This window comes from Flavobacterium sp. IC2-16 (genome assembly GCF_055521455.1).
In genome coordinates this window covers 825,969-839,491 of the sequence record NZ_CM145480.1, presented here as the reverse complement: position 1 = coordinate 839,491, position 13,523 = coordinate 825,969, and the positions used below count along the sequence as shown (strand labels likewise).

Annotated in this window: 13 protein-coding genes; 11 read left to right on the top strand and 2 right to left on the bottom strand. The window is 35.5% G+C overall.

Features of this window, described 5'->3' with window-relative positions; all coding sequences use genetic code 11:
* The first annotated feature begins 81 nt into the window (after positions 1 to 81).
* Positions 82 to 1,041 (top strand): gliding motility lipoprotein GldB, encoded by a 960-nt coding sequence (gene gldB, locus ACZ1JT_RS03740; RefSeq protein WP_465094823.1) that lies wholly within the window; start codon positions 82 to 84, stop codon positions 1,039 to 1,041.
* On the top strand, positions 1,041 to 1,376 hold the full coding sequence (gene gldC, locus ACZ1JT_RS03735; RefSeq protein ID WP_465094822.1) for a gliding motility protein GldC: 336 nt from the start codon (positions 1,041 to 1,043) through the stop codon (positions 1,374 to 1,376). Before gldB ends, gldC begins: the two co-directional genes overlap by 1 nt.
* A gap of 29 nt (positions 1,377 to 1,405) precedes the next feature.
* On the opposite strand, the gene yihA is transcribed toward gldC, so the two are convergent.
* Both yihA and ACZ1JT_RS03725 read right to left on the bottom strand, forming a co-directional pair.
* Entirely contained in the window at positions 1,406 to 2,023 is a 618-nt protein-coding gene (gene yihA, locus ACZ1JT_RS03730) for a ribosome biogenesis GTP-binding protein YihA/YsxC (RefSeq protein ID WP_465094821.1), read from the bottom strand.
* 44 nt (positions 2,024 to 2,067) lie between these two features.
* Positions 2,068 to 2,823, bottom strand: a complete 756-nt coding sequence (locus tag ACZ1JT_RS03725) for an alpha/beta fold hydrolase (RefSeq protein WP_465094820.1) — start codon at positions 2,821 to 2,823, stop codon at positions 2,068 to 2,070.
* A gap of 422 nt (positions 2,824 to 3,245) precedes the next feature.
* Between ACZ1JT_RS03725 and mraZ the strand changes: the two genes are divergently transcribed.
* The 9 genes from mraZ to murG all read left to right on the top strand — a co-directional run bounded on the left by mraZ (position 3,246) and on the right by murG (position 13,517).
* The gene (mraZ, locus tag ACZ1JT_RS03720; RefSeq protein WP_465094819.1) at positions 3,246 to 3,716 is read left to right on the top strand and encodes a division/cell wall cluster transcriptional repressor MraZ; all 471 of its coding nucleotides are present in this window, start codon (positions 3,246 to 3,248) and stop codon (positions 3,714 to 3,716) included.
* Positions 3,703 to 4,599: a 16S rRNA (cytosine(1402)-N(4))-methyltransferase RsmH gene (gene rsmH, locus ACZ1JT_RS03715; RefSeq protein WP_465094818.1), complete on the top strand. Its 897-nt coding sequence runs from the start codon at positions 3,703 to 3,705 to the stop codon at positions 4,597 to 4,599. The genes mraZ and rsmH overlap by 14 nt, the downstream gene beginning before the upstream one ends.
* A 3-nt stretch (positions 4,600 to 4,602) precedes the next feature.
* A complete protein-coding gene (locus ACZ1JT_RS03710; RefSeq protein WP_465094817.1) occupies positions 4,603 to 4,947 on the top strand; it encodes an FtsL-like putative cell division protein in 345 nt (114 codons plus the stop codon).
* On the top strand, positions 4,938 to 6,935 hold the full coding sequence (locus ACZ1JT_RS03705) for a penicillin-binding transpeptidase domain-containing protein (protein WP_465094816.1): 1,998 nt from the start codon (positions 4,938 to 4,940) through the stop codon (positions 6,933 to 6,935). The genes ACZ1JT_RS03710 and ACZ1JT_RS03705 overlap by 10 nt, the downstream gene beginning before the upstream one ends.
* On the top strand, positions 6,932 to 8,392 hold the full coding sequence (locus tag ACZ1JT_RS03700) for a UDP-N-acetylmuramoyl-L-alanyl-D-glutamate--2,6-diaminopimelate ligase (RefSeq protein ID WP_465094815.1): 1,461 nt from the start codon (positions 6,932 to 6,934) through the stop codon (positions 8,390 to 8,392). Before ACZ1JT_RS03705 ends, ACZ1JT_RS03700 begins: the two co-directional genes overlap by 4 nt.
* Before the next feature lie 21 nt (positions 8,393 to 8,413).
* Positions 8,414 to 9,637: a phospho-N-acetylmuramoyl-pentapeptide-transferase gene (mraY, locus tag ACZ1JT_RS03695; protein WP_465094814.1), complete on the top strand. Its 1,224-nt coding sequence runs from the start codon at positions 8,414 to 8,416 to the stop codon at positions 9,635 to 9,637.
* Between the two features lie 2 nt (positions 9,638 to 9,639).
* Positions 9,640 to 10,971 carry a UDP-N-acetylmuramoyl-L-alanine--D-glutamate ligase gene (gene murD, locus ACZ1JT_RS03690; protein WP_465094813.1) on the top strand — a complete coding sequence of 444 codons (1,332 nt, stop codon included), beginning with the start codon at positions 9,640 to 9,642 and terminating at the stop codon, positions 10,969 to 10,971.
* Between the two features lie 40 nt (positions 10,972 to 11,011).
* Positions 11,012 to 12,337 (top strand): FtsW/RodA/SpoVE family cell cycle protein, encoded by a 1,326-nt coding sequence (locus ACZ1JT_RS03685; protein ID WP_465094812.1) that lies wholly within the window; start codon positions 11,012 to 11,014, stop codon positions 12,335 to 12,337.
* Positions 12,338 to 12,422: 85 nt separating this feature from the next.
* The gene (gene murG / locus ACZ1JT_RS03680; RefSeq protein ID WP_465094811.1) at positions 12,423 to 13,517 is read left to right on the top strand and encodes an undecaprenyldiphospho-muramoylpentapeptide beta-N-acetylglucosaminyltransferase; all 1,095 of its coding nucleotides are present in this window, start codon (positions 12,423 to 12,425) and stop codon (positions 13,515 to 13,517) included.
* Positions 13,518 to 13,523 lie beyond the last annotated feature (6 nt).

The following is a 13,523-nucleotide window of genomic DNA, read 5'->3' as shown; positions in this document are numbered from 1 at the left end:
TATTTATGAAGATTTTATAAAACTGTAGCGTATATTTGCGCAAATTTGTTGCGATAAAAGTATAAATTTTTGATGAAAGATATGAAGAAGTGTTTTTTGCTTTTTGCTGTTTTTACTTTTTTAGTTTCTTGTAAGAAGGACGATAAAGTTACAGAAGCTGTTGAAGCTATTCCTGTAAAAGTAAAAATAGAACGTTTTGATAAACTTTTTTATGAGTCGAAGCCTGAAGATTTGCCAGAGCTTAAAGAGAAATTTCCGTTTTTCTTTCCGGCAGGTAATCCAGATACGGTTTGGACAAATAAACTAAATAACCCTATTTTAAAAGAGTTGTATACTGAGGTTGAAAAAAAATTCCCAGACAATTCGTCTTTTGAAAAGGGCTTAGAGCAAATGTTTAAGCATGTTCAGTATTATTTTCCAGAATATGCTACACCAAAAGTAATTACGTTGATTTCGGAAGTAGATACCGATGCTAAAGCTATTTATGCCGATAGTTTGGTTTTGATTTCGTTAGATACCTATTTAGGTAAAGACCACCGTTTTTACGAAGGGTTTCCAAAATACCAACGCCAAGGTTTCGAACCATCTCAAATGCTACCGGATTTGGTTTCGAGTTTTTCCCAAGGTAAAATTGCTCCACCAACCGATAGAACATTGTTGGCGCAAATGATTTATTTTGGAAAAGAATTGTATTTAAAAGATGTTTTAATTCCGGAAACTACAGATGCGGCTAAAATCGAATATACTGATGACCAATTAAAATGGTGTGAAGAAAACGAAAGTGAAATGTGGAAGTATTTCATTAATAATAAATTATTGTATGATACCGATGTAAAACTCATGCAGCGTTTTATAGCCATTGGGCCATATTCTAAGTTCTATTTGGAAATCGATAACGAATCGCCTGGGCGTGTTGGACAATGGTTAGGATGGCAAATTGTTCGTTCGTATATGAAAAATAACGATGTTCCGTTGCAAAAAATGTTAGCAACCGACGCTAAAGAAATTTTTGATAACTCTAAATACAAACCTAAAAAATAATGTCAAAGTCAATTAAATCCGAAATAAAATTAACTGTCGAATTAGACGAAAACCGCGTACCCGAAAAACTATATTGGACTGCTAAAGATGGTGGTGTAAATGCTGAACAAGCTAAAGCTATGTTGCTTTCAATTTGGGATAGCAATACACAGGAAACACTTCGAATTGATTTATGGACCAAAGATATGCCTGTGGATGAAATGAAAGTGTTTTTCCACCAAACTCTTGTGGCAATGGCTGATACTTTTCACCGGGCTACCGAAGATGAAAAAATGACGGCAACCATGCGTGATTTTTGCGACTATTTTGCGGAAAAACTTGATTTAAAGAAATAAAAAAAGGGTTCACTTAGTGAACCCTTTTTTTATAAATTATTGTTTTTAAAAAGATCTTGATTAACGCCATCTATAAAATCAAGCAGCGTGTCTCTTCCGGTTTCTTCGGTAGATGAAGTAACAAAATATTGCGGCATTTCTTCCCAGTTGTTGGCTAAAAGCTGTTTTCTGTAGGCGGCAACATGTTGGTCTATTTTTCCACGACTAATCTTATCGGCTTTGGTAAAAATAATGCAAAAAGGCACACCGGTTTCTCCTAAATAGTTGATGAATTCCAAATCTATTTTTTGGGCTTCGTGACGTATGTCAACCAGTACAAATGCGCAAACTAATTGTTCGCGTTGTTCGAAATAATCAGTGATAAACTTTTGGAAAGTTTCTTTTGTTTTTTTAGATACTCTAGCGTAACCATAACCCGGTAAATCAACCAAAAACCAATTTGAATTGATTTTAAAATGATTAATAAGCTGTGTTTTTCCTGGTTTTCCAGATGTTTTTGCCAAGTTTTTATGATTGGTCAGCATATTGATTAAAGACGACTTCCCAACATTGGAACGCCCAATAAAAGCGTATTCTGGAAGAGGTTCTTTCGGACATTTACTCACTTCAGAATTGCTAATCACAAATTCGGCAGTATTAATTTTCATATTATATAAAGTTAAAAAAGTTACAGTTGCCTGTAACTTCTTAATTATAAATTCGATTTTTTAAGCCATTCCAACATCAATCGGTTAAATTCATCCGGATGTTCCATCATCGCGGCATGGCCACATTTTTCAATCCAGTATAAATCAGAATTAGGAAGTAATCTATTGAATTCTTCGGCAACATCTGGCGGTGTAACTTTATCGTTTCTTCCCCAAATAATACCAGTAGGTGTCGTCATTTTAGGTAAATCTTTCGCCATATTATGACGAATAGCGCTTTTGGCTATAGTTAAAGTCTTTAAAAGTTTTATACGGTCATTAACTGTTGCGTAAACATCATCCACAATTTCTTTAGTGGCAATCTTCGGATCGTAAAAAACGTCTTCCGCTTTCTTTTTAATGTATTCGTAATCACCTCGCTTTGGGTAACTTTCGCCCATGGCGCTTTCATATAAACCGGAACTTCCTGTTATGACTAATCCAGCCATTTTTTCAGGATACATTTTAGTATGGTATAAAGCAATATGTCCGCCAAGTGAATTTCCTAATAAAATTACTTTTTCAAAACCTTTATACGTAATAAAGTCTTTTACAAATTTTGCAAATGCTTTAACATTGGTTTTTAAAATATTGTTGGTATATAAAGGTAATTCAGGGATTACTACTTTGTAACCATGTTTTGGAAAGAAATTTGCAACACCATCAAAGTTGCTCAAACCTCCCATAAGTCCGTGTAATATAATTATAGGTGTTCCTTCTCCGATTTCAAAATAACTGTATTTGCCCTCTTTTTTAAGCATGTGTTTTTGGTGTATAAGTATCCAATATCAAATTGTGACAAATATATGATTTTCTTAATAAAATAGAAGTTTTCATTTGTGAAATAGAAAAACCTCCACTGCTTTCCGCCATTTTTTGATTCAGGTTTTTTTAAGCGGCTAATTATCAACAGATTCACCGATTTTCTATAAAAACAGCTATTTGTAAAACGAAATTTATTTTTCGTAAAAAATGTATTATAAACGAAAGGTGTTTTGCTGTATTCTTCGTCTTTTTTGAAAATCTATAAATATTCTTTAATACTTAAGGTTGAGAGAATTAGCATATTTTCTTACTAAACTGGGTTGATGTGTAAAAACTTATCAACAAAGTGGGAATTTGTGGTAAAATGTGGTAAAAAAATCTGTACTTTTGCTGTAAATCAATTCAAAATCTATTTCGTTTGACGAATATTATTGGAACATACGAGTGTAAAATCGATGCAAAAGGTAGGCTTCTAGTGCCGGCTCCGCTTAAAAAGCAGTTGCCTTCACTGGAGTCTGGTTTCGTGTTGAAACGCTCTGTTTTTGATAAGTGTGTCGAGTTATGGCCTAAAGCGGAGTGGGATTTGATGATGATTAAGATTAATAAGTTGAATCGTTTTAACAAAAAGAACAACGATTTTATCCGAAAGTTTATGGCTGGAGTTAAAATGGTTGATATTGATGATGCGGGCCGCTTGTTGATTACAAAAGATTTGATTGATTTTGCTGGAATTTCAAAAGATTTAGTGTTGACATCAAAGGTTAATATTATTGAAATCTGGGATAAAAATTTATACGAACAATCTATTGCGGGTGGAGATGATGATTTTGCATCTCTTGCTGAAGAAGTAATGGGTGATTTAAACGATGACTTCGATGGAATATCATAATCCAGTATTGTTGAAAGAAACAGTGGATGGTCTAAATATTAAGCCTGACGGCATCTATGTGGATGTTACGTTTGGAGGTGGAGGTCATTCGAAAGAAATTTTAAGTCGACTTGGTCCCAACGGTAAGTTGTTTGCTTTTGATCAGGATGAAGATGCATTGGCTAATGCAATTGACGATAGCCGTTTTACTTTGATTCATGAGAATTTCAGATTTCTAAAACGCTATTTGCGCTTTCATGGTGTAAAGGAAGTGGATGGAATTTTGGGAGATTTCGGAGTTTCATCGCATCAGTTTGATGTAGCGGAACGTGGTTTTTCAACGCGTTTTGATGCAGAATTGGATATGCGAATGAATCAAAAAGGAGATTTGAGTGCGTATCATGTGGTGAACGAGTACGAAGAGTTGGATTTACGAAGAATTTTTGCAGAGTATGGTGAGTTGTCTACAGCTAAAGGAATAGCCTATACAATAGTAATAGCTAGAAAAGATCAGCCGATTAAAAATACCGAGCAGTTGAAAAAGGTTTTGGTAAAATTTTTACCGGCACATAAGAGTAATAAAATTTTGGCTCAAATCTACCAAGCAATTCGTATTGAAGTGAATCAGGAAATGGATGTTTTACGTGAATTCTTAGAGCAGTCATTAGAGGTTTTGAAACCGGAAGGACGATTAAGTGTGATTTCGTATCATTCGCTTGAGGATAGATTGGTTAAGCGTTTCATGAAGAACGGAATGTTTGAAGGTGAGCCGGAGCGCGATTTTTTTGGTCGATTTGAAGTTCCTTTTAAATTGATTGGGAAAATGATTGTTCCCTCAGATGAAGAAATTGCTATAAATAGTAGAGCTCGAAGCGCTAAGTTGCGAATTGCTGAAAAAAAATAAGGTATGAAGGGTGGTGTGTACAGCTTGTTGAAAGCAAAATTTTTAATTGACGATGATGCCTTGAAAAATTGGAAATTCATTGTCTTTTTGATTTTGTTGGCAATGTTGATGATAGCAAATTCACATCGATATGAACAAAAAACCTATCGAATCACAGAGCTTACCAATGAGGTTAAAGAATTGCGTTCGGAGTTTGTAGATAGAAGGTCGGAGTTGATGGAACTCAAAATGGAGTCAACCATTTCCAAAAAAATGGAGCCACGACAAATTTATCCGTCATCGGTTCCGCCTAAAAAAATAAAAGTTACTGAAAAAGAGAAAAGTATTGTCGAAAAATTATGGCAGTAGAAAACAAAAATATTTCATATAGAATTTATTTAGTAGCCTTCGCAATTTTTGTGATGGCTGTTTTCGTTGCTGTAAAACTGACAAACATTCAGTGGGTAAAAGGGGAGTATTATAGAAAACTAGCTAAAGAACGTACGGTTAAAAATTTTATCATTCCGGCAAATAAAGGGAATGTCTATTCGGCTGACGGAAGTTTATTGGCTACTTCAATTCCAAATTATACAATCCGTTTTGATGCGGTTGCTCCATCTTCCGAAAATTTCGAAAAAAACATCAAACCTTTGTCTGATTCATTGGCTTTGGTTCTTGGGAAATCATCAGGTCATTTTCAATCCGAATTGCGCAAAGCAAGAGCGAATAAAAGCAGGTATTTTCTTTTAGCACGTCGTCTTAGTTATACCGAATATATGCGTATTAAGAGTTTTCCATTATTCAATTTGGGAGCTTATAAAGGAGGAATGATTACCGAACAAAAAACAGTACGTGAACATCCGATTGGAAAAATTGCAGAGCGAACTATTGGGTATGAGCGATTTAGTGATAGTGGTAAAGGTACTCGTGTAGGAATTGAAGGTGCTTTTGGCGAATATCTTAATGGGAAAGACGGTCGCCGATTGATGCAAAAAATTGCTAAGAGTCAGTGGAAACCAATTAGCGATAATAACGAGATTGAACCTCGAGATGGATATGATATTATTTCAACTATCGATGTTTACATTCAAGATATAGCTCACCATGCGTTGTTAAAACAGTTGGAATATTATCAAGCAGACCACGGATGTGTGGTGGTTATGGAAACCAAAACCGGCGAAGTAAAAGCAATTTCCAATTTAGGACGTTCGGAAAGTGGTAATTATTACGAAACGATTAATTATGCCGTAGCAGAATCACACGAACCAGGTTCAACATTTAAATTGGTTGATTTGATAGCCCTTTTGGATGACGAAAAAGTGGATACCAGTAAGGTGTACGACTGTAAAGGAGGAGATATAACTTATAGAGGAAGACACGTTCGTGATTCGCATAAAGGGGGATGGGGAAAGATTTCGTTGGCTCGTGGTTTCGAAGTATCATCTAATACAGTTTTGGTTCAGGCTGTCTATGAAAATTACAAAGACAATCCGGAGCAATTTGTCAATCGTCTTAACGGATTAGGATTGAATAAACCTTTGGGATTGCCGTTTAAAGGTGAGGGAAAACCCTTTATACCGCAGCCGGGCGGTAAAGGTTGGTCGGCTATCGCATTGCCTTGGATGGCATACGGCTATGGTGTGTCTATGACACCGCTTCAAACCTTAACATTATACAACGCTGTGGCGAATAATGGAGAAATGGTTAAACCGCAATTTGTTAAAGAAATCAAGGAATGGAACAAAACCATTAAGAAATTCGATAAGCAGGTAATAAATCCGAAGATATGTTCAGATGAAGCTTTGGCTAAAATTAAAGCGATTTTAGGTAACGTGGTAAAAAAAGGAACAGGGTCTAAGCTGTATTCTAAAGATTTTTCCATGGCAGGAAAAACAGGAACGGCTCAAATGAATTACCATAAAGGTGAAGGTGATATGTATTATGCTTCATCTTTTGTTGGGTTCTTTCCAGCAGATGAGCCTAAGTATTCTTGCGTGGTTGTGGTGCATAAGCCGAATGTGGCTGCAGGATATTATGGAGCAGATGTAGCCGGACCAGTTTTCAAACGAATTGCTCAAAAAATCTTCACTGATGTTCCTTCAACCAATGAAATCAAACAGTTGAATGTAAAATATAAAGATCAAGAGGCTAACTACGCTACGTATTATGATAAGGTTCAGAAGAAAGAAAATACAGTGCCTAATGTTAGAGGAATGAGCGGAATGGATGCCGTGGCTTTACTGGAAAACTTCGGGATGAAGGTTAAAGTTGTAGGTGTTGGGAAAGTAAAAAAACAATCTATTTTACCAGGGCAAGTTTTTGGTAAAAATCAATTAATAGTATTGGAATTATCGTGAAGGTTTTAAAAGACATATTATATAAAGTTCATATTGATGCGGTTGTTGGTTCAACAGACATGCAGGTGAATAAAATTGAATTCGATTCTCGTAAAATTGTATCGGGAGATGTTTTTGTTGCCATTAAAGGTACGGTTTCCAACGGACATGATTTTATCGATAAAGCCATTCAACTTGGTGCGACGGCTATTGTATGTGAAGATCTTCCAGAAGCTGTTGAAGGCATTACGTATGTGCAAGTTGCTAATGCGAATGAAGCTTTGGCTTTTATGGCTGCCAATTATTTTGAAAATCCATCGAATAATTTAAAACTAGTTGGTGTAACGGGAACCAATGGTAAAACTACTATTGCTTCTTTATTGTATCAGCTGTTCAAAAATGCAGGCTATAAAGTAGGATTGCTTTCTACAGTGAAAATTATGGTTGATGAAACCGAATACAAAGCAACACATACAACACCAGATTCTCTTACCATTAATCATTATTTGAATGAGATGGTTGCTGTGGGATGTGAATTTTGTTTTATGGAAGTGAGTTCACATGGTATTCATCAAAAAAGAACGGAAGGCTTACATTTTGCAGGGGGTATTTTTACGAATTTATCACACGATCACTTAGATTATCATGCAACATTTGCAGAATACCGTGATGTTAAAAAATCTTTTTTCGACAATCTGCCAAAAACGGCTTTTGCGATTACCAATATAGATGATAAAAATGGAGCAATTATGCTTCAAAATACAAAAGCTAAGAAATTGAGCTATGCTTTAAAATCGTATGCCGATTATAGAGCGCAAATTCTAGAAAATCAATTGTCGGGATTGTTGCTTAAAATCAACGATAAAGAAGTTTGGGTTCGGTTGATTGGTTCTTTTAATGCGTACAACTTACTGGCTATTTATGGTGCTTCGTTACAGTTAGGGTTAGAAGAGCAAGAAGCGTTACGATTACTGAGTGAGCTTGAAAGTGTTTCAGGTCGTTTTCAGTTTATTGTTTCGCCATCTAAAATAACCGCTATTGTGGATTATGCTCATACACCAGATGCATTGGAAAATGTTTTGAATACTATTGAAGATATCCGCACTAAAAACGAGCAGTTAATAACAGTGGTTGGCTGCGGAGGTGATCGCGATACAACGAAACGCCCGATAATGGCAAAAATTGCTTCGGAGATGAGTGATAAAGCCATTTTTACTTCGGATAATCCCAGAAGTGAAAAGCCGGAAGCCATAATCGAAGACATGGAAAAAGGGGTAGAAGGTCAGCATTTCAAAAAAACACTTTCTATAATCGATAGAAAACAAGCTATAAAAACAGCGTGCCAATTAGCACAATCTGGCGATATCATTTTAATTGCTGGTAAAGGTCATGAAACCTATCAGGAAATTATGGGAGTTCGTTACGATTTTGATGATATGGAAACCGTTAAAGAATTATTGAATCAATTAGGAAAATAAAATAATTTAAAAGACAAAAGTATGTTATACTACTTCTTCGAATACTTACATAAAGCACTTGATGTTCCAGGAACTGGGGTGTTTCAATACATTACGTTTCGTTCTGGATTGGCAATTATTTTGTCCTTATTGATTTCAACTGTTTTCGGAAAACGAATCATCAATTTTTTACGTAAAAAACAAATTGGTGAAACGGTTCGTGAGTTAGGTCTGGAAGGGCAAACACAAAAAGCTGGAACACCAACTATGGGAGGAATTATTATAATTATTTCAACCTTAATTCCGGTGCTTTTATTAGCGAAGTTAGATAACATCTACGTGATATTGCTAATTATTACAACCATTTGGATGGGAACAATTGGTTTTGTAGATGATTACATCAAAATATTTAAAAAAGATAAAGAAGGATTAAAAGGTATTTTCAAGGTTATTGGGCAAATCGGACTGGGTTTAATTGTTGGTTCTGTTTTGTATTTCCATCCTGGTGTAACGGTTAGAACCGATACGTCTACAACAAATATTTTTAAAGATGGAACGGTGGTAAATTCGGTAGTTAAAGAAGAAAAATCGACCGCAACAACTATCCCTTTTTTCAAAAATAACGAATTGGATTATGCAGAATTGCTTGCTTGGACAGGTGATAACTATAAAGACTATGCTTGGTTGATTTTCATTCCTGTTGTAATTTTCATTATTACAGCAGTATCCAACGGTGCAAATCTTACCGATGGTATCGATGGCTTGGCAGCAGGAACGTCTGCCATATCGGTGCTCGCTCTCGGTATTTTTGCCTTTGTTTCGGGTAATATTATTTTTTCAAATTATCTGAATATCATGTATATCCCAAATTCTGGGGAAATGACGGTGTATATCGCAGCCTTTGTTGGTTCGCTTATCGGATTTCTTTGGTATAATGCATATCCGGCTTCAGTATTTATGGGTGATACAGGTAGTTTGACTATAGGTGGAATTATTGCGGTATTAGCCATAGCGGTTCGTAAAGAACTGCTTATTCCAGTATTGTGCGGAATATTTTTAGCCGAAAATTTATCAGTGGTTATTCAGGTTTCATACTTCAAATACACTAAAAAACGATTTGGTGAAGGACGTCGAATTTTCTTGATGTCACCATTGCATCATCATTATCAGAAAAAAGGGTATCACGAGAGTAAAATAGTAACACGTTTCTGGATTGTGGCGATTTTGCTGGCAATTTTCTCATTAGTTTCTTTAAAACTTAGATAGATATGCGACTAGTTATTTTAGGTGGAGGCGAAAGTGGTGTAGGTACCGCCATTCTTGGAAAAAAGAAAGGCTACGACGTTTTCGTGTCTGATTTTGGAGAAATTAAAAACAATTACAAAGAAGTTCTTATTCTGAATCAAATTCCTTGGGAAGAAAAGCAACATACGGAAGATTTAATTCTGAATGCCGATGTAGTTATGAAGAGCCCAGGTATTCCAGATAAGTCGCCTATAGTTAAAAAATTAAAAAGCAATAATGTTCTTATTATTTCGGAAATAGAATTTGCAAGTCAATTTGCTGAAGTAACAACTGTCGGAATAACCGGAAGCAACGGAAAAACCACTACCACAATGTTAACGCATCATTTACTGAAACAAGGCGGAATGAACGTTGGTATTGCCGGAAACATTGGTAAAAGTTATGCATGGCAAATTGCCGAGAATAAATTCGAAGCTTATGTTTTGGAGTTAAGCAGTTTTCAGTTGGACGGAATTGTAACGTATAGTCCGCATATAGCTGTAATGACCAATATTAGCCCAGATCATTTGGATCGATACAATTACGATTACAATTTGTATATCCAAGCAAAATTCAGAATAACCAAAAACCAAACAGAAGACGATTATTTTATTTACGATAGTGATGATGAAGCAATAACCAAGTGGTTGTCTGAAAACGAGATTAGAGCTAAAAAGATTCCTTTTTCATTAGTAAACGAACTAAAAGAAGGAGCTTATTTAAAAAACAACAATATCCATATCAATATTAATAACGAAGAATTTACTATGCCAATCAACGAACTATCATTACAAGGGAAACACAATGTTAAAAACGCAATGGCGGCTACAACGGTAGCACAATTGATGCGTATCAGAAAGGAAACCATACGTGAAAGTTTGTCAAATTTCCAGGGCGTTGAACACCGTTTGGAAAATGTATTGAAAATTCAAAATGTGCAATACATAAACGATTCAAAAGCAACCAATGTAAATGCTACTTTTTACGCGTTGGATAGTATGATGACACCTACAGTATGGATAGTTGGAGGAGTTGATAAAGGAAATGACTATGCAGAATTAATGCCTTTGGTTCGTGAAAAAGTAAAAGGAATTGTTTGTTTAGGAGTTGATAACACTAAAATTAAAGAAATGTTTGGCGATGTGGTTGATGTTTTGGTTGAAACAACCAGTATGACTGAAGCCGTTAAAATTGCTCAAAAAATGGCTGAGAAAGGCGATACAGTATTGTTGTCACCAGCTTGTGCAAGTTTTGATTTGTTTGATAATTACGAAGACAGAGGAAAGCAATTCAAAAACGCAGTTCAAAATTTATAGAAATATATAGTAGCTAAGCAACTTAGAAACTCAAAAGGAAATGAAAGAGCTAATAGGAAAACTTAAAGGAGATAGAGGGATATGGGCATTTGTTGCCTTACTCTCGTTATTTTCTTTTATGCCGGTTTTCAGTGCCAGTACAAACCTTGTGTATGTAGTGGGGAATGGTTCTATTGTCGGACATTTAATCAAGCATTTGGTTCATGTTTTTATTGGGTTTTGTTTTATCTATTTTGTTCACAGAACGCCGTATCATTATTTTAAAGCTTTTTCATGGTGGTTAATGCCAGTTGTGCTTCTTCTGCTTGGTTTTACGATGCTTCAAGGAACAACTATCGGTGGGGCTAATGCAAGTAGATGGTTAAAAATTCCGTTTGTAGGTGTGTCGTTTCAGCCTTCAGCTTTTGCTTTTATTGTGCTTATGGTTTATGTGGCACGATATCTGGCGAAAATTGAAGATAAAGAATATACTTTTAAATCTTCGTTCATAGAATTATGGTTGCCTGTTTTCGGGGTAATCGGATTAATTCTTCCGGCTAACTTTTCAACGGCAGCCTTAATGTTTTCAATGGTTTGTATGTTAGTTTTCGTAGGAAGGTATAAGTTGCAGTATTTATTTTCCATTATCGGAATGGGAATTGCAGCACTTCTATTGTTTGTGTTGGTAGCAAAAGCATTTCCAGATAATAAATTAACCAGTCGTGTAAACACCTGGATGAGTCGTATTGAAAGATTTAGTTCAGACGCTCCAGACGAAGATGATTATCAAATTGAAAAAGCAAAAATTGCTATTGCTTCTGGAAAAATATACGGATTAGGTCCGGGTAAAAGTGTTCAGAAAAATTTCTTACCTCAATCATCATCCGATTTTATTTTTGCCATTATCGTAGAAGAATATGGTCTTATTGGGGGTTTTGCAATTATGGGCTTGTATTTGTTGTTGTTTTTCAGATTCTTGATAACATCCCATAAAGCGCCAACATTGTTTGGTAAGTTATTAATAGTGGGGCTAGGGTTTCCTATAGTTTTTCAGGCATTTACCAATATGGGTGTTGCTGTTGAATTGCTACCAACAACAGGGCAAACATTGCCTTTAATTAGTAGCGGAGGAACTTCTATATGGATGACCTGTATTGCGATAGGTATTATTTTGAGTGTTACTAAAAAAGAAGAAGAAATTGCCCAAATTGAAGCTGAAGCTAAACAAAGAGATGAAGCGTTACAGCGAATTATTGATCGTGAAGTAGCTTTGGAAGCTGGACAAAATAATGATATCGAAGAAATAATTGAAAAAGTAAAAAAAGAAGATAACTATTCGATAGAAGACGATTCGGACAATCCGATGAATGTGGTACTAGGGAAGTGAGAAGGGAAAAGCAAGTAACAAAAAGAAAGAGAATAGAATATAAAACTTAGTAACTCAGAATCTCAGTTACTCAGCAACTTAAAAAATGAAAGACAATCCAAAATTCATAATTAGTGGAGGAGGTACCGGAGGTCATATTTATCCTGCGGTAGCAATTGCTAATGAACTAAAGATGCGGTTTCCAAAATCGGAAATTCTTTTTGTGGGTGCTAGCGATAAAATGGAAATGCAAAAAGTGCCTCAGGCGGGCTATCCAATTAAAGGATTATGGATTGCAGGGATTCAGCGAAAATTGACTTTGCAAAATGCAATGTTTCCTTTGAAATTGGTTTCCAGTTTGTGTAAATCGTTTGGTATTATTAAAGGCTTTAAACCCGATGTGGTTATTGGTACTGGGGGTTTTGCAAGCGGAGCGGTTTTAAAAGTAGCTTCTATGCTAGGATTGCCTACCGTGATACAAGAACAAAATTCATTTCCCGGAATAACAAATAAATTGTTGAGTAAAAAAGCCAATAAAATTTGCGTGGCTTACGAAAATTTAGAACGCTTTTTTCCAAAAGAAAAGACTGTTATAACGGGTAATCCTGTGCGTCAAGATTTAATTTCCGTTGCAGAAAAACGACAAGAAGCTTTTTCATATTTCAAACTGGATAATTCAAAGAAAGTATTGCTTGTTTTGGGAGGGAGTTTAGGAGCTCGAAGAATTAATCAGTTAATCGCAAAGGAAATCGACTTTTTACTGTCGCAAAATATTCAGATTATCTGGCAGTGTGGGAAATTGTATTTTGAAGAATACAAACATTTTAATGATAAAGAAAATGTTCAGGTCCTATCATTTATCGACAGAATGGATTTGGTTTATGCTGCTGCAGATGTAGTGATTTCACGTTCTGGTGCTTCTTCAGTTTCCGAATTGTGTATAGTTGGTAAGCCGGTAATTTTTATTCCTTCACCTAATGTGGCGGAAGATCATCAAACTAAGAACGCGAAAGCTATTGTCGATAAAAATGGAGCGCTTTTAATAAAAGAATCGGAATTGGATTCTCAGTTTGAATCGCTTTTTAGTGATTTGATAAATGACATGGAAAAGCAAAACAGGTTGAGTGCAAATATTAAGTCATTGGCTCTGCCTAATGCAACAAAAGATATTGTGGATGAGATTGTAAAACTGATTCAGTAAACCAGT

What these genes read in the sequence shown, in the direction of transcription:
- murD (WP_465094813.1), top strand. Translation starts at nt 9,640, where the DNA reads ATGCGACTAGTTATTTTAGGTGGAGGCGAAAGTGGTGTAGGTACCGCC.
- murG (WP_465094811.1), top strand. Translation starts at nt 12,423, where the DNA reads ATGAAAGACAATCCAAAATTCATAATTAGTGGAGGAGGTACCGGAGGT.
- yihA (WP_465094821.1), bottom strand. Translation starts at nt 2,023, where the DNA reads ATGAAAATTAATACTGCCGAATTTGTGATTAGCAATTCTGAAGTGAGT.
- ACZ1JT_RS03685 (WP_465094812.1), top strand. Translation starts at nt 11,012, where the DNA reads ATGAAAGAGCTAATAGGAAAACTTAAAGGAGATAGAGGGATATGGGCA.
- ACZ1JT_RS03725 (WP_465094820.1), bottom strand. Translation starts at nt 2,823, where the DNA reads ATGCTTAAAAAAGAGGGCAAATACAGTTATTTTGAAATCGGAGAAGGA.
- gldC (WP_465094822.1), top strand. Translation starts at nt 1,041, where the DNA reads ATGTCAAAGTCAATTAAATCCGAAATAAAATTAACTGTCGAATTAGAC.
- ACZ1JT_RS03705 (WP_465094816.1), top strand. Translation starts at nt 4,938, where the DNA reads ATGGCAGTAGAAAACAAAAATATTTCATATAGAATTTATTTAGTAGCC.
- gldB (WP_465094823.1), top strand. Translation starts at nt 82, where the DNA reads ATGAAGAAGTGTTTTTTGCTTTTTGCTGTTTTTACTTTTTTAGTTTCT.
- mraY (WP_465094814.1), top strand. Translation starts at nt 8,414, where the DNA reads ATGTTATACTACTTCTTCGAATACTTACATAAAGCACTTGATGTTCCA.
- ACZ1JT_RS03710 (WP_465094817.1), top strand. Translation starts at nt 4,603, where the DNA reads ATGAAGGGTGGTGTGTACAGCTTGTTGAAAGCAAAATTTTTAATTGAC.
- rsmH (WP_465094818.1), top strand. Translation starts at nt 3,703, where the DNA reads ATGGAATATCATAATCCAGTATTGTTGAAAGAAACAGTGGATGGTCTA.